Below are 22,712 nucleotides of genomic sequence, written 5' to 3'. Positions count from 1 at the left end.
TGAAATCAAATGTTCATAAAATTATTTTTCCCATTACTTGCGCTCATCGCTGGGATGACAGTAGCTATACAAGGACAAATTAACGGTGGATTAGGAAAAAAGATTGGTGTTATAGAGGGGGCGTTTATTAGTTTTGCGCTTGGTACATTGTTCTTATTACTCGTACTAATATTTTTTGGGAATGGGCAAATAACATCAATTTCTACGGTTCCGAAGTGGCAATTACTTGGAGGAATTTTAGGTGCATTTTTTATATTAGTTCAGGTGCTAGTTGTGCCTAAAATTGGTGTGTCTACTACTTTACTAGCTGTTATTGTTGGACAAATAATACTTAGTGTAGTGATTGACCACTTTGGTCTTTTTGGAGCTGAACGAAACCCGGTTGACGTGAACAAGTTGGCAGCAGTATTTCTAATGTTCATAGCATTATTTCTATATACAAAAAAATAATTTAGGATCGCTTTTAATAAATGAAAAAAACAATCTTAGTAGTTGAATAATGAGTTTTTAACTTAAATTTTTGAAATCTGTACGTTTGTACGATGCCTCCTTAGTAAACACACATAAGTTATAGTGTAAATCTTAGGGGGTGAGAAATAATGTACGGATGCCATAAACAACAATACGATTATTGTAATGACAATAATTATGTAGCGGGTGCATTTGATCGTAAAGATAACAACAAAGAATTCGTATTAATCGTTGTACTCTTTATTCTATTAATTATTGTTGGTGCTCACTTCATGAAAAAAGACTGCTAATACCTTTAATGAGTAATAGTTAAATTTCTTCCACAAGCTTTGATAACATGAAAATGCCATATATATTCCCCTCTCGCTACAGTAGAACTTACTATTTCATACTCATCATAAAGAAGACACCTTAAAATTTGGGTGTCTTTTTTAGTTATAGGTACTTTAAAAACGAGTATTTACGAATGAAACTCAAATCTTACTCCAAACTAATAACATCCATTTAGAAAACTTGTAAATATATAGGTTCGAACATGCTATAATGAATAGCTTAAGAAAATTATCGAATGCAAACATAGCCTTTTGCTTAATCGAAAGATTGGAGTGTAAATGAGTGAATAAAAGATGGACAATCGGGGAGATCAAAAAATTTGTTGAAAATAATTCTGAAAGTAAATTACTTACTACAGAATATCACGGTTTTTCACAAAAATTATTATTACAATGTGCATGTGGAAATCAATTTGAAAAGACGTTTAAGAAGTTTAAAGATAATAACCAACGTAAATGTGAAGTTTGTCAGCCACCTAAAACATCACGCTAATCTCAATCACAAAGTGTCAATTTCTTTCAAAATATAAAGATATTTGGCGCTTTTTTTCATAGATCGTAAATTAGAGTTATAATTAGTGAATAAAATTAAATGGACAAACATATAATGATGATATATAATAAATTTAATAAAGTCCTATATAGGAAGCATCTTGAATTCACCTATTACAAAGAGTAATCGTGTTTGTTCGGTACTTTTTGTAATATGTGAATTTTTTTATTTTAAAAAGATTATATATTAATTTTAATTTAATGGAGGTCATCTAAATGACACAAGGTACAGTAAAATGGTTTAACTCAGAAAAAGGTTTCGGTTTCATCGAAGTTGAAGGTGGAGCAGACGTATTCGCTCACTTCTCAGCAATCCAAGGTGAAGGATTCAAATCTTTAGACGAAGGTCAAAAAGTTGAATTTGAAGTTGAACAAGGTCAACGTGGACCACAAGCTACAAACATCGTAAAACTTTAATTTTCGTTGGATAGCTATAAAGAGGAATCCTTTCAAAAGGGTTCCTCTTTTTTTCATAATTGGCTATAGATTTTCATTTTGTTGTCCTATCTCTTTACTGGCTAAAAAGGTGTTTGCCTCTTTCAAATCAGTGTAGGCATCAACAGAGTTACCGGGCACGTTCTTTAAATTAGGATATCTAGAATCGTTTTCTATAGTAAACTTTTTTTCTTCAGGTGCGGTTGTAAGGAACTTTTCTTTTTCTTTCAAAATTGATCACTCCTAGCTAATGTTTTGCGATTTTTTCCCTCAACGATTAATAATCTTATGTTGCACTTAGATTAGAAATTTATTCGACAAACGATGACAACAAAATGGGCTCTTCTTCATACACTAGTTTGGGGTGAGAATATGGCGAGAATAAAGTACCGAGATGCTGACATTGATTTAATTGCTAGGATGATGCGAGCTGAAGCTGAGGGCGAAGGAAATCAAGGGATGCTTTATGTAGGAAATGTTATTGTAAATCGTGTTGTAGCCGATTGTTTAGACTTTCGAGATGTAAGAAGTGTAGAAGATGTTATTTACCAAGTACAAGGTGGGAATTATTCTTTTGAAGCTGTTCAAAAAGGGAACCTATTTTATAGCCCAGCAAGGGAAAACGAACGAAGATTAGCAAGACAAGTGGTTACTTATTGGAGAGATCATCCAGGGAAATATGCCCTTTGGTATTTTAACCCTTATGCTCCTTGTCCTCCAACATGGTACAGTCAACCGTTTGCTGGTCAATTTAAAAATCACTGTTACTATGAACCGGCAGCTGGATCATGTGATAGTGTTTATGTGTAATAAAAGCGACAAAAACTAAACAAAGCTGAAAAATCCTTAGCCCTACTCAACGAATGGGACTAAGGATTTTTCTTATTATGTGCCTCTGTGCTTTCTTACTTCTAGTGGAGGATTGTTATGAATCACTTGGTTAAACTCTTTCGAGTATTCCTCATTACGATGATTAATATCTTTTTTCGGCTTTTTCATTTTTTTAAAGCTCGTTTTACTTTTTTTAGCCATCGCTGGTTCACCTCCTAAATGATTGACAGAGTCTAACTTAATTTGCGTCAAAATATTAGATTTATTCTGATGGAGGTTTTTTGCTAATTATTGTTGAAATTTATAATATATATTGGTTTTAATAAGGGATTAAACTGTTAGGAGTGAGTTACCGTGCAATTTCATGAAATGATGATTTTTGGTGGTATTTGGGGGTGGTTAATGTTCTTTTTCTTAACACCACATCAACATAGTATAAGAGCTGAGACAAAAGATAAATCCACAAAAATTGGATTCCCACAAGCCTTTAAGAAAAGTTTGATAAAAGTTGTTTTACATAAGAAAGCGATGCTAGCAGCTATATTGCTAATTACAACAATAATCTATTTTGGATATTATTTTAATTCCATTCCAACTTATATAAAAAATCATGGAGAATCAGAATTTACAATCGTTCCAAAAGTAGATGACAGTTATTACTTAGTTGGAGTATGCATCTATGCTGTTTTTTTATATATTTGTGCTGCATTAGGTTGGACAGAGAAATATTTAAAGAGATAAAACAAATTAATAAAAATTTTTCTTAATAAATCATCCATCTGGATGGTATATGGATGGAACCGTTTTCATATATATTCAAAAAGGATGTGGGAGGGAATATATATGGCGGAAACGGAAAAAGTTACAATCAACATGAATGTCGTAGATTTAGGGAAGGTTGATGTTTTAATAGAACAAGGGTTTTATTCAAATCGTACTGATTTTATAAAGACCGCAATTCGAAATTCATTATCGACATATTCAAATGTAGTTGAGCCTCTCATTCAAGAAAAATCGTTTGCAGTTGGAATTAGTTATTTCAATAAAAATATCCTTGAAGAAGTAAGTTCGCAAAATAAAGTTCTGGAAATAAAAGTAATTGGTATGTTAGTATTAGCAGAAGACATAAGTGAAGAATTAGCGTTAAGAACGATAAAATCATTAAAAGTGTACGGAACACTAAAAGCAACAGCCCAATTAAAAGAAGTATTAAAGAAAATAAATAAAGAAAAAATAATAGTATAAACTATTATTAAGTGTTAATTGGGATTTTAGGTAGATAGTATGCACAATTAAGTGTTGCAGCATGCGAAGAATTGTAATTAATGTTACAGTTAATAAAACTTAGAATAGTAGGAGAACAACATGATTGAAATAAAAACATCTCAGGTAAGTGACGGAGAATTCAATAGAGGAGTATTTGCTACATGTGACATAAAAAAGGGGGAGTTAATCCATGAGGCCCCAGTCATTGCGTATCCAAATGATCAGCATGAACACATTGAAAAAACTTTACTTGCTGATTATGCATTTGAATATGGAATTAATCACACTGCAATCCTTCTCGGATATGGAATGTTGTTTAACCATTCGTATGAACCGAATGCTACTTACGAAATAAATTTTAAAAATCACACATTTGACTTCTTTGCTTACAAAGATATAAAAGCAGGTGAAGAGATTTTCATCAACTATAACGGTGATGTAGATGACAATGAAGAACTTTGGTTTAATAAGGAATAAAATATTTTGATGATTAGGCTTTGTTTTTTATGAAAGACAATAGCCTAATTTTTTTAAAAAGAAAGGGAGGCAACGCGCCTCCCTTTAAAGAAATTTATAAAAAGTAATACGAAACATCAACATACCATCGAAATTGTCCTGATCTTGTCCCAGGATTTCTTCCGCCATCATCTTCCCAACGATCAATGTCCCCTATGTCATACTCGATATCTCGAGGTTTTCCTTCGCTACCAGATGGTGTACTAGGTCCTTTTATCCTTAAAATAACTACATCATCCTTTTTTATAATTATCATCATTATAATATGCGATGATTAATCTTAAGTTCATAAAGTGGCACTTGTAGTCAAAAGGCAAGAAGGAACATAGGATTTAAAAAGGGCCATTAATGGATATTAATAACCTTTGTATTTAGGGATGCATTGTGTGATTATATGCAGCAAATTTTTTCGATTTTCTTTTCCTGTATGCATTGTAAGATGTTTTCATTGAAGCATAATTGCCAATAGCGCCATATCCATAAACAAAACCCATGAAAATACCAGCCAGTAAATCATAATTATGACTAATAAAAATGGATAGTAAAAGACCAATTACAATAGATAGGGTAGGGACGAAAAACGATTTAATATGAAATATCATTTTAGTAATTTGAGTTAAAATCATGACAAAAGGAATGGCTAATAGAACATCCCAAATGTTTGTATAAATCGTTGGAAACACCATTTTAACACCCCTGAATATATTTAGAATTTGTATATTTTGAAGTATTTACAAATATTAACCTCCTATTCAATTCGTTAAAAATAATGTTATGTAGCTAAACATAGCGTTTATAAATAAACAATTCATTACGTAGGAATAAAATTATTTAATTTATTATTCTCCTAAAGTTTTGAACCTTCTAAATGAATCTTTTTTGTTTATGAAACGTAGAAGATATTAGAAGAATTAAAGGGGCGTGAGAAAATGAAATGGTCCAGTTTTGCAAAAGGAATTACTGGGACGTTTGAAGCGGTTTTAGCTATCCCATTATTTGGTGGATTAATTGTTGTTTTGAGCGCGTGGCAGTTGTTGACGATCGCGTTAATTCTTCACATTATTACTGCTGCAATCGCTATTTCTAATCGGACATCTGTAGCTCCGAGTATTTTAGGAATCGTTACAAGTATTCTTGCGTTTATTCCGATTGTTGGTTGGTTCCTTCATACTATAACGGCAATTTGTTTATATATTAGCGCATACAAAGATGCAAGGTATGAGGCCTATCATAGATAATGAAAAACATAAATATTGTAAAGAGCTAGCGTTAATCTATAAGTTAACGCTTTTTTTATTTCAATTTTAAAGAGTAATATTGTTCCTAATTAGGTTGTAACTACTAATGATTCGTTTATTCTATCAGCTTAATAAAAATAATAGTAAAGGAAAAGTTGTTCAAACGAGAATAATATAACATTTTTAAAAGTCAATTGAACATGGTAAAATATTGACCTTGATTATGTCAACTAGATTGTTATATAATCAGATAGTAGTTATATGGATTGTAAGAATTAATGGTTAATTCCGAAGCAATTCAAACTAAAAATAAAACATTCTGTTACCTCCTTATTAAGCATTCAAACTAATTAAGGGTGTAAATGAATGTTACTTAATAATGGAGCAAGGAGGGAGACAGACCGAAAGGATGGTTCGATGAGTTTAGACCATACAGCAGGTCTCAAAGAGAAAAGCGCAGACGATTATTCATTTAGTCAAGTTCCGGTAGAAAAAAGGAACATGGGTTGGTTTAGTGTAACCAACATCACATTTGGGATTGCAACAGCGATTTTTTATTTCCAAACAGGAAGTGTCATGGCACTTCAATTTGGCGCAGCAAACGCTATTATTTCAGCAATCTATGCAATTATTATTGCAGGGCTTTTAGGTACTGTCATTGCATACTTATCAGCAAAGTCTGGCATGAACGTAAATCTAATGTCTAGACAAGGTTTTGGTTACATAGGGGCTTCGTTAACATCATTAATTTACGCATCGAATTTTATTATGTATTGTGCCTTTGAAGGTATGATACTCGTTGCAGCAGTACACGCATATTTCCCCTCAATTCCAGTATGGCTTCTAATTGTCGTATTCGGAGCAATTGTTATTCCACTAAATTGGTTCGGTATTAAACAATTAGACAAATTGCAAAAATGGTCATTACCCATCTTTTTTATCTTCTTAATCCTCACAATTATTTTTGCTGCGAAAACACCGTCTGGATTTAACGGTAGTTTTTGGACATACCTACCTGATGGAGTTCAAGTAGGTGGAACCGCATTACTTTTATGTATTGGTATGCAACACGGTATTATGGGTCTCACAGCTCTCATTGCATCAGATTATGCTCGATATCTAAAACCAAAAGATATTAAGTTTGGATCTATTATGATTGGGTTTATCCCACAAGTCTTTTGTTTTGGTGTCATGGGACTATTAGGAATCTGGTTTGGAGTCCGATTAGGTGAATCAAATCCTGGGGTTTACATTGTCACATTACTTGGACTAGGCGGAGTTGTTTTTACGATGTTAACACAATTACGTATTAACGTCACAAATATTTACAGTGCTTCCCTATCACTGTCCAATTTTTTTGAGAATGTATTTCGTTTTAAACCGGATCGTCGTTTTTGGGTCGTGGTCTCAGGAATATTATCGATTGCCTTAATGTTAGGTGGTATATTGGATCATTTAAGTGCTGCGATGACATTCCAAGGTGTACTATTAATGGCATGGGCAGCAATTTTAGTTACAGATGCATTAGTAGTGAAGAAGTTACTAAAAATTGGGCCAAAAGAATATGAAGCAAGACAATCGAAATTATACAAATGGAATCCTGTTGGGGTTGTGCCATTAGTTATTTCAAGTGTTCTTGGTACTATTGCTGGTCTAGGTTTTATGGGAACATTCCTACAAAATACTGCGACATTCTTTGCAGCTGTATTAGCTTCAATTTTAACAGTTGTAATTGCTGTGATTACGAAAGGTAAATACTACAGTAAAAATGAGTTAGAAGAAAGAAGCATTAAACTAAAAGCAGAAAAAGTTAAGAAAGATTCTCGATCATTTAGAGAAATTACAAATGAATAAAATTGTTGTAAAACGCAAGGTACTTGTATCTTGCGTTTTTCTTTTTGGAAAATAAATGAATCTTAATAGTGGGATTCTCGTTGATATTTAACTCTACTAATGTTCAACGTCTGATAAAATAGTAAATATATGTAAGATATAAAATCATTTTAGATTTTATGCGCTTTTTTATTTTGAGAACGAAACCGAGCAGATTTGGGCTTTGTCTAACTTTATAGAGAGGAGGTTATCTTTTGACTGACGATGAGAAAGAACTATGTTTAAACACTGCGCTGGAAGAGTACGGAGATTACTTAAAACACTTAGTTTATACATATGTAAAAGACATCCAGAAAACAGAAGATATTGTGCAAGATGTATTTATTAAATTTTATAAGAGTCTTGACCGTTTTGAAGGTCGAGCTACTTTTAAAACTTATTTATATCGAATAGCTGTAAATGAATGCAAAAACTATTTAAAAAGTTGGCATTTTCGAAAGTTTGAAGTAACTGAAAAAATTAAAATGTGGAAAAATCGAGAATCAGCTGAGTCAGAAGTGATCCGTAAAGAGCAAAGCGAAACCATTGCAGATATAGTAAATGAATTGCCGGTTAAGTATCGAGAGGTAATTTGGTTGTTTTATTATTTAGAATTATCCGTAGCTGAAATAGCTGAAGTATTGAATTGCTCCGTGAATACAGTGAAAACTCGTTTAGCAAGGGGAAGAAAACAAGCTAAAATTTCCATTGAGGAGAGTGTGGGACAGTATGAGTATCAAAGATGAATTGAAAAAGTCTATTCCTACAAATTTAAATATGACAGAACAGGAAAAGGCATCAATTAGATATCGTGTACAAAAGCCAGTGCCAAAAAAACGCAACATGCAACCAGCTTTTATTTCTTTTTTATTTGTTGTTTTGCTAGGTATTTTAATTCTACCTAATATCTCGATTTGGGGGCATGAAAGTACTACTGCGAACCCAACGCCAATGAGCGAGCCTGAACAGCCGTTATACAATTTAACAGACGAAGAAAAACTAGCATTATATGAAGAGTATGTGAGTATTGTCGAAGAAGCGAATCAGTTAAAACTAGGGTTAAAACTTGAAGTTTCGCCTATAGAGGAGTTTGAAGATTCATATTGGGTAACTGTTGAACAATTCCAGAATAGGATTCAGGGTATTGTAGATGAAACAATAGAAAATGAAAGAGAAGCAGTTAAAGATGCAACACCTAATATAAAATATGCTGTGACGAATGTAAATGGAGAAACAACAAAAGGAACGTTTATGGTTATATCAGGTCTATTTAAAGAAATAAAAGTTACAGCAAAATTCGAAACAGAATATAATGCAGAACTAAACCGCCATTTGTTTGCGGGAATAGACAACGTCTCAACGGAACTCGTATACAAAAATAAGGGGGAATGGGAACAGGTATCCTATAATGGGAAAATGGTAAATAATGGACAAACTTATGAACTAAATATTGAAGGGATATTCACTTATTTAAATATTTCTTATGAAAAAGTATTTACAATTGAGTTTCATTGCGATTCGGAAGGAAATATACAGTAATGAATTTGATGGCGTTGATCTAATAGAAAAGGGATTAGCGCTTTTATGTTGAATAAATTAAATAGTTGAGAGGGGGAGTTTGTATGAATGATAAGATTCGAACGGTAACGATGACAACTGAAAGGCTAATTCTAAGACCTTTTCAAATATCCGATGCAGAAACTGTAGCTAAATTATGTAATAACTACAATATTTACAAGAGTACGCTTTACCTACCTTATCCGTATACACTCGAAGATGCACTGAAGTGGATTGAAAGGCATGAAGGAAATGCTGAAAAAAATAGAGCTTATGAATTTGCTATAACAGATAAAGAATCAGGAGAACTATATGGTGCAATCGCACTTTCTAATAATCAGCCTTTTAATCATGGTGAAATTGCCTATTGGATTGGTGAAGAGTATTGGGGACAGGGGTTTGCAACTGAAGCATCACAGGCAGTAATGCAATTTGCATTTAAAGAGAAAAAGCTCCATAAGGTGTTTGCACGATTCTTCAGTTCAAATCCAGCATCTGGAAGAGTATTAGAAAAACTAGGTATGAAACAAGAGGGAATTTTGATTGACCATATTATTAAGGATGGTCGATATGAAAGTCTTGTCTATTATGGAATAATCAATCCTGCGGATAAGGAAAGTTAATCTTCATGTAACACAACTACAAAATCTACAAAGAAGGGGGGAGATTTAAATAACTAACCCCCTACTTCAATTTACTTCTTCTAACTATTTTTAACCTCCTACAATAATGAATCACAACATCAAATACATATTATCGTCTGCCTTTGATACATACTAAATTTAAGGTGGTGTATTAAGGATGACCTATCAATTCGAAAAGGTAGAATTGAAAACCGAAAATGGCGAAGTACAAATAGTTTTACATATTGCCACTCCTAATAATGAAGAGTTTGGTTCAGAATTTAACTTTAAAAAAGATAATACTTTAGAAAATGAAGCGAAAGGTTTTGTGAAAAAATACTTTCCAAAAATTAAAGTAGCCACCATAGTTATTGTAACTGGGGCAGTCATATTAACGACAATTCCTCTTCAAAGGGCAAAAGCTCATGAAATCAACTTTAATATGAGCTACCTTTACTTTGGTAATACGCAATCTTATATTTCTCAAATTGATAAAACACAAGGAAACTTAAATCTTGTTTCACCTAGCTATTTCGACATTAACGCAGACGGTTCTCTTAAAATTACTAAACAGTTTGATCCAGTCTTCGTAAACGCAATGCATGACCGTGGCATAAAAGTTGTTCCTTTCCTTAGTAACCACTGGGATCGAACGGTTGGTCGTGCAGCACTAGCTAATCGTGAACAAATCTCTACTCAAATAGCTGATTTCATCATTAAAAATAATTTAGATGGAGTCCAAGTTGATATTGAAAATACAACAGAAATTGATCGAGAAGAATATACGGATTTAGTTAGATTGTTGCGTGAAAAGATACCAGAAGGCAAAGAAGTATCGGTTGCAGTAGCTCCTAACCCAAGTGGAGCGACTCGTGGGTGGCAAGGCACCTACGACTATAACAAGCTAGCACAATACGCAAGTTACCTTATGATCATGGCGTATGATGAATCGTACGAAGGAAGTCCTGAAGGTCCCGTAGCCAGTTATCCTTTTGTAGAAGGTTCTATACAATATGCACTTAGCCAAGGAGTTCCAGCTGAAAAAATTGTACTAGGAGTACCTTTTTATGGACGGTTATGGAAAGTTGGTGGAACTAAGAGTGAAATGGGGTTAGGAATCTCTAACAAAAGAGTAGATGAATTATTATCGAGGTACGGAGGAACAATCGATTTCGATGAGAGGTCAAAAACTCCAAGGGCTACAATCACTATTCGAGAAGGTGATCCGAAAACAACGATTGCGGGTAAAACATTAACAGCAGGAACCTACCATATTTGGTATGAGAATGATGCTTCACTTGAGGCAAAATTTGACCTTTTGCATAAGTACAATTTAAAAGGGACAGGTAGTTGGAGCTTAGGTCAAGAGGACCCTGATATGTGGAAATCTTATCGTTCATGGTTAGAACATGAAGATATAGAATATGCGAAGACGTATACAGTTAAATCAGGTGATACATTATGGAAGATTGCTACAGCGAACAAACTAACGGTTAGTAAGCTAAAGGAAATAAATAATTTAAAATCAGATGAAATTAAAGCTGGTCAAGTACTATACATTAGTGAGCCACCACCGACAAACGAGCAACCAACGATTGTCATACCTCCTGCTATACCACCACAGCAACCAAACGGAGACACCTATACGGTGAAATCAGGAGATACATTATGGAAGATTGCTAATGCTTTTAGCTTGTCAGTGAATGAATTAAAGGAGCTAAATGGATTAACATCAGATGAAATCTATATTGGCCAAGTACTAAAAGTGAAGAAAACAATTACTGAACCGGCTGTTTATTATAATCCATTTACAGATATTAGCCATTTAAATATACAAGTACAAAATGAGATTTTAAATTTAGTGGACAAAAATATTATTAAAGGAACATCTGCAACAACATTTTCTCCAAATCAATCAATTACTCGTGGACAAGTAGTGTTAATGCTTGGAAGGATGATAGTAAACAGTGGTACAGCCACTGTTCCAGCAAATTGGGAGTCAACTCAATACTTTAGAGATGTTCCAATTCAAACAAAGGACCGCGAATTATTGAAATATGCAGCAGTAGTAAATTCTACAAATGTTTTCCTAGGAGGCACAGATGGGGCGTTGGATCCTTCGAGTTTAATTACCCGTGAAAACATGGCATTAGTTTTAGATCGTGCCACAAAAGCAATTAATGGAGAATCACTTATTGAAATTGCAGGTGGAAAAGTAGGAAAAATAACAGATTTGAATGAAGCCAGAAAAGACACTCGTGAAGCCATTCGTGCCTTAAGCGCACTTGGTATAACGGTTAATGAACAATACTTTCCAAAAGACGATGTAAAACGTTCTCAATTTGCCTCTTTTTTAACTAGAACAATGAAATATTTGGAACTATAAAATAAATTGTAGGAGGATATACAGATGAAAAAGTTAATATCAATACTCGCCACAATGTTAGTTTTCATTTTATTACAACCACAAGTATTAGCAGACGAGGATAAACCGGAAATTCCATACTTTGGAGTTGGGGCAAACGTTCAAGAAGTAGAAGATGGATCTTTTCTAGTGAAAACGGAAGGAGTAAAGGCTGGAGAAGGGTTCGTATTTACTCCGGGAGAATCTTTCACTAGTACTAATATTACTGTACAAATTGCACTTAAAGGTGAAGGAATCGTTATTTTAAAAGTTTCGGAAACGGATCCTAGAGGGCGATTTATTAAAGATAAATCCATGGAGATACAATTAACGGAAAACTGGGCAACCTATGAATTACCGTATGAGTTAGCTAGCACTTCCTCGCAAATTGATGTTTCTGTAATTACGAAAGATACTTCTAAAATGGAGTTTTCTTATAAGGATTTAAAAATTAGTCAAGAATAAGATGGTAAAAGGCATCAATCCTTGGAAACAGTGGGTTGATGTTTTTTTATTGGTTCAAAGTTTGAATCGCAAGTAACCTTTTGGAATTCGCAAGTAAGTTGTGGGGAATCGCAAGTAACTCCAGATTCGCAAATAAGTTCCGGAAATTCGCAAATAAACTCCCGGAAATCGCAAGTAATCCATGTGGAATCGCAAGTAAAAGTACGGGAATCGCAAGTAACTCCAGATTCGCAAATAAGTTCCGGAAATTCGCAAATAAACTCCCGAAAATCGCAAGTAATCCATGTGGAATCGCAAGTAAAAGTACGGGAATCGCAAGTAACTCCAGATTCGCAAATAGGTTCCGGAGATTCGCAAATAAACTCCCGAAAATCGCAAGTAATCCATGTGGAATCGCAAGTAAGTTGTGGGGAATCGCAAGTAACTCCAGATTCGCAAATAGGTTCCGGAAATTCGCAAATAAACTCCCGGAAATCGCAAGTAATCCATGTGGAATCGCAAGTAAAAGTACGGGAATCGCAAGTAACTCCAGATTCGCAAATAGGTTCCGGAGATTCGCAAATAAACTCCCGAAAATCGCAAGTAATCCATGTGGAATCGCAAGTAAAAGTACGGGAATCGCAAGTAACTCCAGATTCGCAAATAGGTTCCGGAAATTCGCAAATAAACTCCCGGAAATCGCAAGTAATCCATGTGGAATCGCAAGTAAAAGTACGGAAATCGCAAGTAACTCCAGATTCGCAAATAGGTTCCGGAGATTCGCAAATAAACTCCCGGAAATCGCAAGTAATCCATGTGGAATCGCAAGTAAGTTGTGGGGAATCGCAAGTAAGTTGTGGGGAATCGCAAGTAACTCCAGATTCGCAAATAAGTTCCGGAAATTCGCAAATAAACTCCCGGAAATCGCAAGTAATCCATGTGGAATCGCAAGTAAAAGTACGGGAATCGCAAGTAACTCCAGATTCGCAAATAAGCTTCAGTATATCGCAAATATACTTACAAAACTCGCACCTAAATCCCCAAAACCTGCCCGTAAAAATGCAAGATTCGCCCGTATCCTCCATCAATTCCAGAATAAAATTCCATCATCCCAACACACTCAACCTACTTTTTGCATATTGTTATTGAAAGTCAAAAAGAGGGGGAAGAAATAGATGGAGTCTATTTTATTTCCTGAATTGTTAGCGGGTCCGATTATTCGTCGGGTGGACTCTTCTAAAGCATATATTTGGATTGCGACAAGTAGAAAATTTAAAATCCGAGCAGATTGTTATGCAATTACCACTAGATACGAAGGAAATGAATATGACAAAATCCATACAACCTCAAAAACTCAAACAATTTCTTTAGGGGAAAACCTCCATATACATCTCATTAAAATTGCTCCTAGAAGACCATTTAAAACAAATCAACTTATTGGATATAACATACGTTTTAAAGGTAAAAGCGAATCTTTTGATTTGGATGATTTGGGTTTATTAAACCCTGTAAGTCCTAATAGCATCGTGTACGGTTCCTTAAAATATCCAACCTTCTATATCCCTGAAAAGGATACGAATCGAACTGATAATTTTCTGTTTGGATCTTGTCGAAAACCCCACGGCGATGGCGATGATACTTTATCTTTAGGAGATCAACTAGTAGAAGAACATTGTCGCAACTTACCGGAACGTCCCCAGGCACTCTTTCTAATGGGAGACCAAATTTACGCAGATGATGTACCTGATTCACTGTTTCGAAAGATTCTTGTACTAAGCCGTGAATTAATAGGAAGGAGAGAAAAACTAACCTCTATAGAATCGCGGTTATCGGAAGAGCCTTATCAATCTTCGTTGGACAAAATTAACGGTCGAAAACCAATCATTCAAAAATTAGCTCAATTTACTTCGGAAAAATCCTTTAATCATCTCATAGGATTTGGTGAGTATGCAGCAATGTATTTATTTGCTTGGAGCCCTGTTCTTTGGGAAGTATGTGACCAACGAGAGTTGAATGAAACTTTTGATGAAGCGGTTGAAAAAGGCCATATTTATATTAGATCTAAAAGTGAAAAACTTAGGTTACACGAAAAAATTCAACTAAAAAAACGCTACACAGACCAAGAAAAACAGGTAGTCAATTACAGGAAATCTACTTATAAGATTAGAAGGTTGATGGCCAATATTCCTACCTACATGATTTTTGATGACCACGATGTAACGGATGATTGGAATATTAATGCAGAATGGAAAGAAAAAGTTTCAACATCGCCTTTAGGAAAACATATTGTCGCAAATGGGCTCGCTGCTTTTTGGGCATTTCAAGGATGGGGAAATGAGCCAACTTTATTTAAAAGAGAATTTATTTATTTAATGGCAAAGTATTTCCGTGAATTACAAAATAGAGGGAAAAATATTTATTACAAAGTATGGGTCAAAACATTGTGGGAACATAGGCCATGGTATTTTGTAGCACCAACTACTCCTACTGCAGTTTTTCTCGATACGCGAACGATGAGGGATTATAACCAACCAAAAACGAAGAAACAAGAGCAACCTGTAGTGCAAATCAATCCGCCTCAATTAGTCAATGAACTTGAATTAAAGGGGCTTAGCTACTTATTAAAAAGAGCTGGATGGAAACGAAAAAGGCCACTGCTCATTATTTCTCCAACACCAATTGTTGGATTTGAAATTATTGAAGAGATTGTCACGAAATTTAGCGTTCCTTTAAAAATGTTAGGTTTAGAAGTTGAGACTGCCTTTGATATGGAGGCATGGAGATATAACGGTAAAGGACTTACAAAATTATTGAACCAAGTAGCTAAATGGAATCCAAATGAATGTATTATTTTATCAGGAGATGTACATTACAGTTTTTTAGTTTATTCAAACATAACCTTTTCATCTGGAATTCAAATGAAACTAAAACAAATTACATCTAGTCCACTTAAGAACATGAGTTTTCATAAATTAGGCCAACTTGTAAAATCCGCAGCTGCATTAAATCAAGTGCTACAAGATGATGAAACGATCAATCGTTTTGCCGATAAATCATACCATATTCATAGTGTGGATAAAAACAATCCACTGAAAAAAGATTTTCTTTGGAAAGATGAGCTTACTTATCACTTTGTTGATGGGTATTCCATTATTGAAACAGAAAATAATTTAGGTTACCTATCTATTTCGCCAAATAAAATCGAAACTAAGTTAATAAAAGAAAGTGTAGAAGAATAAGTGTTGTGTTGTGCGTTAATCTATAAGATTAGCGCCTTTTTTTTATCGGGAAAAATGAAACAATTAAAAGTGATGAACGTATTAAAAGATACATAGTTTTTTGAACGACACAACATATTAAAAGGAGGAGTGATTAATTGTTTAGTAAAAAAGAGTTAGAACGAATGAGAATTGAAGGGGAAAAAATTGCACAATCAATGCAAAAAGATTGGGAAGATCAGAAAGTTGGCCTTGAGTATATAGCGGGGGATGTAGAGGTGTCCTGTGTCCATTGTAAGCATAACAAATTTGAACAAGGAAAAGCTTTACTGAACACAAGGGGTTTAACCTTCTTAGATCTAGACTGGCTAAATAATGATGCAACTACGTTAATATGTAAGCGTTGTGGCTTTATCCATTGGTTTGCTCGCTCTGTTGTTGAGAAGGACAGTGAAGATTGATGAAGAAATCATAATAAATTTTTTATTTCCCTAAAGAAATCTAAGAAGGATATCTAGGTCTTAGTAGTTTTTATAAATGTAACAACTATCATCTCAGGTAAAATATTAGAGTTGAGTGGCGTCATCCTAGGGATTGACGTCTTTTTTGATGGCGTGAGAGAGCAATTTTCGGATAAATGCTACAGCAGAGAAATCGGTTGGTTTAGTTCAACAGATTTTTTATTTTGCTTGGAATTGTTTTACAATAAATTGAAAACAAGTAGACTAGAATAAACGATCGAAGTGGGTGATTTGCAATGGTTTTGTCAAAAGCAACTGATTTTGAGGAATTGGCACAGTTTTTATCAACAGAAAACAAAGAGATTACCTCTCACATTGGTTATTGTGGGGAGAAGGTAGAGGAAATCTATCAAACGTTAAAAGAAGATTTTATCGATGAAAATGGAGAACCGGACTTTCTAATTGCTAGGAATGACTCGGGTGAAATAGTGGCGGCAATTGGGATTGATGCGGACGAGACGAGCGGAGAAGTATGGGGACCATTCAATCAAACAACATCTTATGAACTTCAACATGAATTATTTGAAAAATTACTAACAAGTCATCCACATATTCAAACTTTCCAATTTTTTAATAACAAGGAAAATACGATGCAATGTACATATATGGACAAAATTAGTGCATCAAAAACTGGAGAACATTTAATTTTAATCGTTCAAAGTGAGAACTTCGAGGGAGTTCAAAAGTTTAAAAGTACTTCATTTCAACAAAGTGACTTTCTTGCATTTCAACAGCTGCATAAAGAGCTATTTCCTAATACGTATTATGATGCTGCAATAATCGTGGGTCGAATAAGTGAACATCATGTTTTGAAAATCTTGAAGAACGAGTTTGATGAAGTGCTGGGCTATGCTTATTATGAAGTGGACCCTGCAATGGGGGAAGCTTCATTAGAATATATCGGGATTTCATCGAACGCTCAAAATAAGGGATTGGGCACTTTGTTGTTAAGGGAAGTACTTACTGAAATGTTCTCGTATTCACAAATAAGTGAAATTCAATTATGCGTAGATAATACAAATTCGCAGGCAAATCATGTCTACTTTAAGGTTGGATTTGAGACCAAATATGTTTTAGTAAGTTATGAGATGAATCGATCTTAAGTACATGTGGATAAGTCTTTTGGGTTTTTTGAAAATTTGAAAGATAGTTTGTGGAAAAGCGGCACAATTGAGGATAAGTTTGTTGAAAAGTCTGAATTGTGGATAACTTTTTTAATAAAGGAGAGAGAAATGTGAAAACAATTACACCAGAAGAATTATATCAGAAACTGAAGTCCAAAGAAAACCTAGTAATTTTAGATGTTAGGGCTGAAGAAAAATATAACCATTACCATATCGAAGCGTCAGGTATTACGAATCTGAATATAAACAAGACGGAGATTTTCAATCTAGAAGAAAACGATCGTGAGGAAATAAATAACTTACCGAAAGATAGGGCGATCATTGTAACTTGCACAACAGGAAATTCCGCTACAAAGTGCGCAAATATTCTAGCCGAACGAGATTATGACGTTGTTGTATTACAAGGTGGAATTACTGCGTGGAAGGAATATAGCGGAGGGAGCATTCTGAAGGGAAATCGAAGTGAATCGCTTTGGATCAGCGCTCTAAAAGACATAACGAAGGTGAATTTTAAAATGAAAATTAAAGAGAGATGTCTTTTATAGACCTTCTAAAGGACAAAACCTATGAGAATTTTAAGAGAAATGTCTTTTATAGGCCTTCTAAAGGACAAAACCAATGGGAATTTTAAGAGAAATGTCTTTTATAGGCCTTCTAAAGGACAAAACAGCAGGAAAATTAAAGAGAAGTGTCTTTTATCAGCCTTCTAAAGGACAAAACCTAGTGAAAATTAAAGAGAGATGTCTTTTATAGACCTTCTAAAGGACAAAACCTATGGGAATTTTAAGAGAAATGTCTTTTATAGGCCTTCTAAAGGACAAAACCAATGGGAATTTTAAGAGAAATGTCTTTTACAGGCCTTCTAAAGGACAAAACCAATGCGAATTTTAAGAGAAATGTCTTTTATAGGCCTTCTAAAAGACAAAACCTATGGGAATTTTAAGAGAAATGTCTTTTATAGGCCTTCTAAAAGACAATACAGCAGGAAAATTAAAGAGAAGTGTCTTTTATCAGCCTTCTAAAGGACAAAACAAAGTGAAAATTAAAGAGAAATGTCTTTTATAGACCTTCTAAAGGACAAAACCAATGGGAATTTTAAGAGAAATGTCTTTTACAGGCCTTCTAAAAGACAAAACAGCAGGAAAATTAAAGAGAAGTGTCTTTCATAGGTGCGATGAGGCCCATTTTGAAGTGGAAATCGCCATAAAATGTCCTTCATAGGTGCGATGAAACCCATTTTGAAGTGGAAATCGCCGTGAAATGTCCTTCATAAGTGCGATGAAGCCCATTTTGAAGCGGAAATCCCAATGAAATGTCCTTCATAGGTTTGATGAAGCCCATTTTGAAGCGGAAATCGCCGTGAAATGTCCTTCATAAGTGCGATGAGGCCCATTTTGAAGTGGAAATCGCCGTAAAATGTCCTTCATAGGTGCGGTGCTATGAAGCCCATTTTAAAATGGAAATCGTCGTGAAATGTCCTTCATATGTGCGGTGCATGAAGCCCATTTTGAAGCGGAAATCGCCGTGAAATGTCCTCATAGGTATGATGAAGCCCATTTTAAAGTGGAAACAACAGTGAAATGTCTTTCACTACTGCTACCTGTGCCATGGCACTCTGTAAGAATTGAGAACAACCATAATCAACGAAAACTTCTGCCAAAACTAGGCAGAAGTTTTTTGGCGTCCACTAGGCAATTAAATACATACTTTGAAGATAGGTTTAATACATTATGGAGTAATGATATTTAAAAAATCTTAATAAAGGAGAGTGAAGCTGATGACTACATTTCTCGTCATTGTGAATATCGTTATTCTATTAGCAATTATTTTGGGCTTATATGCATTGCAGAAGAAACATGTGAAGTTTTCAGTGCGTGTATTAATTGGTCTCGTTCTAGGTTTGTTGTTTGGTATTATTTTAAACGTCATTTACGGAACGTCAAATGAGGTCGTATCAACTTCGATTCAATGGTTTAATATTGTTGGTTCAGGATATACAAGATTATTACAAATGGTTGTTATGCCATTAGTGTTAATCTCCATTATTGCTGCATTTACGAAAATTAAACTGTCAAAGAACATCGGAAAAATTAGTTTCTTTGGAATAGGTATTTTACTAGTTACTACTGGTATTGCTGCAATTATTGGGATTGCCGCTACATTTGGTTTTGGATTAGATGGAGTGCAATTGGAGGCTGGAGATGCTGAAAATGCGCGAATTGAACAATTAAATGAACGTGTATCAACAGTAGAAAATTTAACAATTCCTGATCAAATTCTTTCATTTATTCCAACGAATCCATTTTCTGATTTAACTGGGGCACGCTCCACATCAACGATCGCAGTTGTTATTTTTGCGGCGCTAATTGGCCTTGCATTTTTAGGAGTGAGACGCAAACAGCCAGAACAAGCTGAACAATTTGCTGGAATTGTGGATACTCTGTATACCATTACGATGCGTGTCGTAACAATTATCATTCGTTTAACTCCGTATGGTATTCTAGCAATTATGACTAGAGCAGCTGCAACGACAAATTATGAAGCTATTGTGAATCTAGGACAGTTTGTCATTGCGTCATACGTTGCATTAATCGCGATGTTCTTAGTTCATTTACTGCTCATAAGTTTTGCGAAGCTAAATCCATTAACATATGTGAAAAAAGGATTACCTGTTTTGACATTTGCCTTCACATCCCGATCTAGTGCCAGCTCATTGCCATTAAATATTAAAACGCAAACAGACGGATACGGTGTGTCACAAGCAGTTGCGAACTTCGTTGGACCATTTAGTGTAACAATTGGTCAAAATGGGTGCGCGGGGATATACCCAGCAATGTTAGCGGTTATGGTCGCACCAACTGTTGGGATTAATCCTTTAGACCCGGGCTTCCTTATCACGCTTATTATAGTTGTAATGATTGGCTCATTTGGTGTAGCAGGAGTAGGTGGTGGAGCTACGTTTGCTTCATTAATCGTACTTTCTGTCATGAACTTACCAATAACAATTGTTGCTTTACTAATTTCAGTGGAACCGTTAATTGACATGGGGCGTACTGCTTTAAACGTAAGTGGGGGTATGACTTCAGGGATATTAACTGGAAGAATTAATGGAGAATTAGATGAGAATGTTTATAATGATAAATCTGACTTGCATGATGTAGTAGAGGCATAATTTCACAATGGTTATGAAGTAGTTTTTGGTTTGAAACTTGGATTTCTGGGTCTTCATCAAATGGATGAAGGCCTTTTGAGTTTCATAAAAATACATGATGGTCCTGAGAAGGGTGTTGAAGACCATGTGGGAGCGAGAATGTGATGAAAAAGGCTCTCAGAAGGTTTGCGCGAAGATTGTTTAGCCTTGTTAAGCGTAAGAAAAGGTTTTTATCATGCCTTTAATTAGCAAAAACCTCTATTTATAAATCCAATCTATGTGGAAAAAAACGATTGAAATTAGTCCTCATATAGAATACTATAGTAACATTAAATATAAGTATATTGTAATATACTAATGTTCGAACAATGAATTCAGTAAACAAGAAAGGATATTTGAAATGGCAATATTAGCAACATTGATTTTCTTAATTACCTTACTATTCGTTATCTGGCAGCCTAAAGGGTTAAATATCGGATGGACGGCATGTGGTGGGGCAGTACTTGCATTACTTGTAGGAGTAGTAGATTTTCAAGATGTATCTGAAGTAGTTGGAATTACTTGGAACGCTACATTAGCGTTTGTTGGTATCATTTTAGTTTCGTTAATTTTAGATGAAATTGGATTGTTTGAGTGGGCAGCATTACATATGGCGAGGGCTGCAAATGGTAATGGAGTGAAAATGTTTGTCTACGTTAGTATTTTAGGGGCGATTGTATCTGCGTTATTCGCTAACGATGGAGCAGCATTAATTTTAACACCAATTGTACTAGCTATGGTTCGTCACTTAAATTTTAAAGAGGCAATGATTTTCCCGTTCATTATGGCGAGTGGGTTTATTGCAGATACAACTTCGTTACCATTTATTATTAGTAACTTGGTGAATATCGTGTCGGCTGATTACTTTAATATTGGTTTCGTAGAGTATGCGACAAGAATGTTCTTACCAAATATCTTCTCATTAATAGCAACAATTACTGTATTGTTACTTTATTTTAATAAGAGCATTCCAAGAAATTATGATCTATCAAAGTTAAAAAATCCAAAAGAAGCAATTAGAGATTTGAAGATGTTCAAATTATCTTGGGTTGTGTTGTCTGTATTAGTCATCGGTTACTTTACAAGCGAATTTATGCAAATTCCAGTTTCGTTTGTGGTAGGTATTATCGCCATATTCTTTGTGCTGATGGCTAGAAGAAGTACAGTAGTGGATACGAAAGCAGTCATAAAAGGTGCGCCGTGGAATATCGTATTCTTCTCTATAGGAATGTATGTAGTAGTCTACGGATTAGGGAATGCGTGGTTAACTGGTTCACTTGCGAGTGTCATTCAATTCTTTGCAGACCAAGGACTATTTGTAGCAACGATAGCAATGGGATTCATTGCAGCATTTTTATCATCGGTCATGAACAATTTGCCAACAGTTATGATTGATGCACTGGCAATTGCAGAAACAAGTACAAATGGAATTATAAGAGAAGCACTCATTTATGCCAATGTCATTGGCTCAGACTTAGGACCAAAAATTACACCTATTGGATCCCTTGCAACATTAGTTTGGCTTCATGTGTTATCCCAAAAAGGAATTAAAATCTCCTGGGGAACTTATTTTAAAACAGGTATCGTATTAACGATTCCGATTCTGTTTATTACATTAGTTGGACTTTACTTAACACTACTAATTCTCTAAAAGGAGTTTTTATATATGAAGAAAAAGACAATTTACTTTTTATGTACAGGTAATTCTTGTAGAAGCCAAATGGCTGAAGGCTGGGCAAAGAAATTGCTTCCTGATTGGGAAGTGAAAAGTGCAGGAATTGAAGCCCATGGTCTAAATCCAAATGCCGTGAAAGCGATGAATGAAATAGAAATTGATATTTCATACCAAACGTCAGACATTATTGACATAGTAACACTGAATAACGCCGATTTAGTCGTTACTTTGTGTGGTGATGCGGCAGATAATTGTCCGGTTACGCCACCGCACGTTCGCCGAGAGCATTGGGGTTTTGACGATCCTGCAAAAGCACAAGGAACCGATGAAGAAAAGTGGGCTGTTTTTCAACGTGTGCGCGATGAAATAGGTTCGCGAATTCAAAAGTTTGCGCAAAACTGTTGAATAAAAATTTAAAAAAATGGTTGAAATTAGAAATATAA

General features: G+C 34.8%; 26 protein-coding genes. 22 read left to right on the top strand and 4 right to left on the bottom strand.

Annotated features, from left to right (window positions below; translation table 11 throughout):
• Positions 1-15: 15 nt before the first annotated feature.
• The 4 genes from CRO45_RS10265 to CRO45_RS10250 all read left to right on the top strand — a co-directional run bounded on the left by CRO45_RS10265 (position 16) and on the right by CRO45_RS10250 (position 1,772).
• The gene (locus CRO45_RS10265; protein WP_097149600.1) at positions 16-450 is read left to right on the top strand and encodes a DMT family transporter; all 435 of its coding nucleotides are present in this window, start codon (positions 16-18) and stop codon (positions 448-450) included.
• Positions 451-599: 149 nt separating this feature from the next.
• The gene (locus CRO45_RS10260; RefSeq protein WP_097149566.1) at positions 600-761 is read left to right on the top strand and encodes a YjcZ family sporulation protein; all 162 of its coding nucleotides are present in this window, start codon (positions 600-602) and stop codon (positions 759-761) included.
• A 325-nt stretch (positions 762-1,086) separates the two neighbouring features.
• Positions 1,087-1,296 carry a hypothetical protein gene (locus CRO45_RS10255; protein ID WP_097149565.1) on the top strand — a complete coding sequence of 70 codons (210 nt, stop codon included), beginning with the start codon at positions 1,087-1,089 and terminating at the stop codon, positions 1,294-1,296.
• 275 nt (positions 1,297-1,571) lie between these two features.
• A complete protein-coding gene (locus CRO45_RS10250) occupies positions 1,572-1,772 on the top strand; it encodes a cold-shock protein (RefSeq protein WP_097149564.1) in 201 nt (66 codons plus the stop codon).
• A gap of 63 nt (positions 1,773-1,835) precedes the next feature.
• Here the strand turns inward: CRO45_RS10250 and CRO45_RS10245 are convergent, their stop codons facing one another.
• Positions 1,836-2,021 carry a hypothetical protein gene (locus CRO45_RS10245; protein WP_097149563.1) on the bottom strand — a complete coding sequence of 62 codons (186 nt, stop codon included), beginning with the start codon at positions 2,019-2,021 and terminating at the stop codon, positions 1,836-1,838.
• Positions 2,022-2,162: 141 nt separating this feature from the next.
• Here CRO45_RS10245 and CRO45_RS10240 point away from each other — a divergent pair, with 141 nt between their 5' ends.
• A complete protein-coding gene (locus CRO45_RS10240) occupies positions 2,163-2,600 on the top strand; it encodes a cell wall hydrolase (protein ID WP_097149562.1) in 438 nt (145 codons plus the stop codon).
• 75 nt (positions 2,601-2,675) lie between these two features.
• Here CRO45_RS10240 and CRO45_RS20065 read toward each other — a convergent pair whose 3' ends face one another.
• Positions 2,676-2,822, bottom strand: a complete 147-nt coding sequence (locus tag CRO45_RS20065; protein WP_170949464.1) for a hypothetical protein — start codon at positions 2,820-2,822, stop codon at positions 2,676-2,678.
• 153 nt (positions 2,823-2,975) lie between these two features.
• Here CRO45_RS20065 and CRO45_RS10235 point away from each other — a divergent pair, with 153 nt between their 5' ends.
• From CRO45_RS10235 to CRO45_RS10225, 3 genes are all read left to right on the top strand, one after another.
• Positions 2,976-3,362, top strand: a complete 387-nt coding sequence (locus CRO45_RS10235; RefSeq protein ID WP_097149561.1) for a hypothetical protein — start codon at positions 2,976-2,978, stop codon at positions 3,360-3,362.
• Between the two features lie 102 nt (positions 3,363-3,464).
• On the top strand, positions 3,465-3,866 hold the full coding sequence (locus CRO45_RS10230) for a CopG family transcriptional regulator (RefSeq protein ID WP_097149560.1): 402 nt from the start codon (positions 3,465-3,467) through the stop codon (positions 3,864-3,866).
• A 120-nt stretch (positions 3,867-3,986) separates the two neighbouring features.
• Complete coding sequence (locus CRO45_RS10225) at positions 3,987-4,364, top strand: SET domain-containing protein (protein WP_097149559.1); 378 nt, start codon at positions 3,987-3,989, stop codon at positions 4,362-4,364.
• A 94-nt stretch (positions 4,365-4,458) separates the two neighbouring features.
• On the opposite strand, the gene CRO45_RS10220 is transcribed toward CRO45_RS10225, so the two are convergent.
• Entirely contained in the window at positions 4,459-4,662 is a 204-nt protein-coding gene (locus CRO45_RS10220) for a hypothetical protein (RefSeq protein WP_097149558.1), read from the bottom strand.
• Between the two features lie 112 nt (positions 4,663-4,774).
• A complete protein-coding gene (locus tag CRO45_RS10215; RefSeq protein WP_097149557.1) occupies positions 4,775-5,089 on the bottom strand; it encodes a hypothetical protein in 315 nt (104 codons plus the stop codon).
• A 243-nt stretch (positions 5,090-5,332) separates the two neighbouring features.
• Between CRO45_RS10215 and CRO45_RS10210 the strand changes: the two genes are divergently transcribed.
• The 14 genes from CRO45_RS10210 to arsC all read left to right on the top strand — a co-directional run bounded on the left by CRO45_RS10210 (position 5,333) and on the right by arsC (position 22,674).
• Positions 5,333-5,641, top strand: coding sequence for a hypothetical protein (locus CRO45_RS10210; protein ID WP_097149556.1), 309 nt, complete (start codon positions 5,333-5,335; stop codon positions 5,639-5,641).
• 417 nt (positions 5,642-6,058) lie between these two features.
• Complete coding sequence (locus CRO45_RS10205) at positions 6,059-7,495, top strand: purine-cytosine permease family protein (protein WP_097149599.1); 1,437 nt, start codon at positions 6,059-6,061, stop codon at positions 7,493-7,495.
• Positions 7,496-7,728: 233 nt separating this feature from the next.
• Entirely contained in the window at positions 7,729-8,259 is a 531-nt protein-coding gene (locus tag CRO45_RS10200; protein ID WP_097149555.1) for a sigma-70 family RNA polymerase sigma factor, read from the top strand.
• The gene (locus CRO45_RS10195) at positions 8,243-9,052 is read left to right on the top strand and encodes a hypothetical protein (protein WP_097149554.1); all 810 of its coding nucleotides are present in this window, start codon (positions 8,243-8,245) and stop codon (positions 9,050-9,052) included. Before CRO45_RS10200 ends, CRO45_RS10195 begins: the two co-directional genes overlap by 17 nt.
• A gap of 83 nt (positions 9,053-9,135) precedes the next feature.
• The gene (locus tag CRO45_RS10190; RefSeq protein WP_097149553.1) at positions 9,136-9,693 is read left to right on the top strand and encodes a GNAT family N-acetyltransferase; all 558 of its coding nucleotides are present in this window, start codon (positions 9,136-9,138) and stop codon (positions 9,691-9,693) included.
• 178 nt (positions 9,694-9,871) lie between these two features.
• Complete coding sequence (locus tag CRO45_RS10185) at positions 9,872-12,079, top strand: LysM peptidoglycan-binding domain-containing protein (RefSeq protein WP_097149552.1); 2,208 nt, start codon at positions 9,872-9,874, stop codon at positions 12,077-12,079.
• A 24-nt stretch (positions 12,080-12,103) separates the two neighbouring features.
• Positions 12,104-12,562, top strand: a complete 459-nt coding sequence (locus tag CRO45_RS10180) for a hypothetical protein (RefSeq protein ID WP_097149551.1) — start codon at positions 12,104-12,106, stop codon at positions 12,560-12,562.
• Between the two features lie 1,154 nt (positions 12,563-13,716).
• Positions 13,717-15,780, top strand: a complete 2,064-nt coding sequence (locus tag CRO45_RS10170) for an alkaline phosphatase D family protein (RefSeq protein WP_097149549.1) — start codon at positions 13,717-13,719, stop codon at positions 15,778-15,780.
• Between the two features lie 137 nt (positions 15,781-15,917).
• Positions 15,918-16,220 (top strand): hypothetical protein, encoded by a 303-nt coding sequence (locus CRO45_RS10165; protein WP_212613424.1) that lies wholly within the window; start codon positions 15,918-15,920, stop codon positions 16,218-16,220.
• Positions 16,221-16,516: 296 nt separating this feature from the next.
• Entirely contained in the window at positions 16,517-17,383 is an 867-nt protein-coding gene (locus tag CRO45_RS10160) for a GNAT family N-acetyltransferase (RefSeq protein WP_097149548.1), read from the top strand.
• A 131-nt stretch (positions 17,384-17,514) separates the two neighbouring features.
• Entirely contained in the window at positions 17,515-17,949 is a 435-nt protein-coding gene (locus CRO45_RS10155; protein WP_097149547.1) for a rhodanese-like domain-containing protein, read from the top strand.
• Positions 17,950-19,181: 1,232 nt separating this feature from the next.
• Positions 19,182-20,576: an L-cystine transporter gene (locus CRO45_RS10145; RefSeq protein WP_097149545.1), complete on the top strand. Its 1,395-nt coding sequence runs from the start codon at positions 19,182-19,184 to the stop codon at positions 20,574-20,576.
• Between the two features lie 379 nt (positions 20,577-20,955).
• A complete protein-coding gene (locus tag CRO45_RS10140; protein ID WP_097149544.1) occupies positions 20,956-22,245 on the top strand; it encodes an arsenic transporter in 1,290 nt (429 codons plus the stop codon).
• 15 nt (positions 22,246-22,260) lie between these two features.
• Positions 22,261-22,674 carry an arsenate reductase (thioredoxin) gene (gene arsC / locus CRO45_RS10135; protein ID WP_097149543.1) on the top strand — a complete coding sequence of 138 codons (414 nt, stop codon included), beginning with the start codon at positions 22,261-22,263 and terminating at the stop codon, positions 22,672-22,674.
• Positions 22,675-22,712 lie beyond the last annotated feature (38 nt).

The organism is Ureibacillus acetophenoni, assembly GCF_900220965.1.
Taxonomy (GTDB): Bacteria; Bacillota; Bacilli; order Bacillales_A; family Planococcaceae; genus Ureibacillus; species Ureibacillus acetophenoni.
The sequence above is the reverse complement of the archived record's forward strand: the minus strand, read 5'-3'. Positions and strand labels throughout refer to the sequence as shown.

Coding starts and splice junctions, on each gene's coding strand:
- CRO45_RS20065 (WP_170949464.1), bottom strand. CDS start 2,822: ATGGCTAAAAAAAGTAAAACGAGCTTTAAAAAAATGAAAAAGCCGAAA.
- CRO45_RS10240 (WP_097149562.1), top strand. CDS start 2,163: ATGGCGAGAATAAAGTACCGAGATGCTGACATTGATTTAATTGCTAGG.
- CRO45_RS10185 (WP_097149552.1), top strand. CDS start 9,872: ATGACCTATCAATTCGAAAAGGTAGAATTGAAAACCGAAAATGGCGAA.
- CRO45_RS10205 (WP_097149599.1), top strand. CDS start 6,059: ATGAGTTTAGACCATACAGCAGGTCTCAAAGAGAAAAGCGCAGACGAT.
- CRO45_RS10210 (WP_097149556.1), top strand. CDS start 5,333: ATGAAATGGTCCAGTTTTGCAAAAGGAATTACTGGGACGTTTGAAGCG.
- CRO45_RS10225 (WP_097149559.1), top strand. CDS start 3,987: ATGATTGAAATAAAAACATCTCAGGTAAGTGACGGAGAATTCAATAGA.
- arsC (WP_097149543.1), top strand. CDS start 22,261: ATGAAGAAAAAGACAATTTACTTTTTATGTACAGGTAATTCTTGTAGA.
- CRO45_RS10215 (WP_097149557.1), bottom strand. CDS start 5,089: ATGGTGTTTCCAACGATTTATACAAACATTTGGGATGTTCTATTAGCC.
- CRO45_RS10145 (WP_097149545.1), top strand. CDS start 19,182: ATGACTACATTTCTCGTCATTGTGAATATCGTTATTCTATTAGCAATT.
- CRO45_RS10140 (WP_097149544.1), top strand. CDS start 20,956: ATGGCAATATTAGCAACATTGATTTTCTTAATTACCTTACTATTCGTT.
- CRO45_RS10250 (WP_097149564.1), top strand. CDS start 1,572: ATGACACAAGGTACAGTAAAATGGTTTAACTCAGAAAAAGGTTTCGGT.
- CRO45_RS10190 (WP_097149553.1), top strand. CDS start 9,136: ATGAATGATAAGATTCGAACGGTAACGATGACAACTGAAAGGCTAATT.
- CRO45_RS10170 (WP_097149549.1), top strand. CDS start 13,717: ATGGAGTCTATTTTATTTCCTGAATTGTTAGCGGGTCCGATTATTCGT.
- CRO45_RS10180 (WP_097149551.1), top strand. CDS start 12,104: ATGAAAAAGTTAATATCAATACTCGCCACAATGTTAGTTTTCATTTTA.
- CRO45_RS10230 (WP_097149560.1), top strand. CDS start 3,465: ATGGCGGAAACGGAAAAAGTTACAATCAACATGAATGTCGTAGATTTA.
- CRO45_RS10220 (WP_097149558.1), bottom strand. CDS start 4,662: ATGATGATAATTATAAAAAAGGATGATGTAGTTATTTTAAGGATAAAA.
- CRO45_RS10260 (WP_097149566.1), top strand. CDS start 600: ATGTACGGATGCCATAAACAACAATACGATTATTGTAATGACAATAAT.
- CRO45_RS10160 (WP_097149548.1), top strand. CDS start 16,517: ATGGTTTTGTCAAAAGCAACTGATTTTGAGGAATTGGCACAGTTTTTA.
- CRO45_RS10195 (WP_097149554.1), top strand. CDS start 8,243: ATGAGTATCAAAGATGAATTGAAAAAGTCTATTCCTACAAATTTAAAT.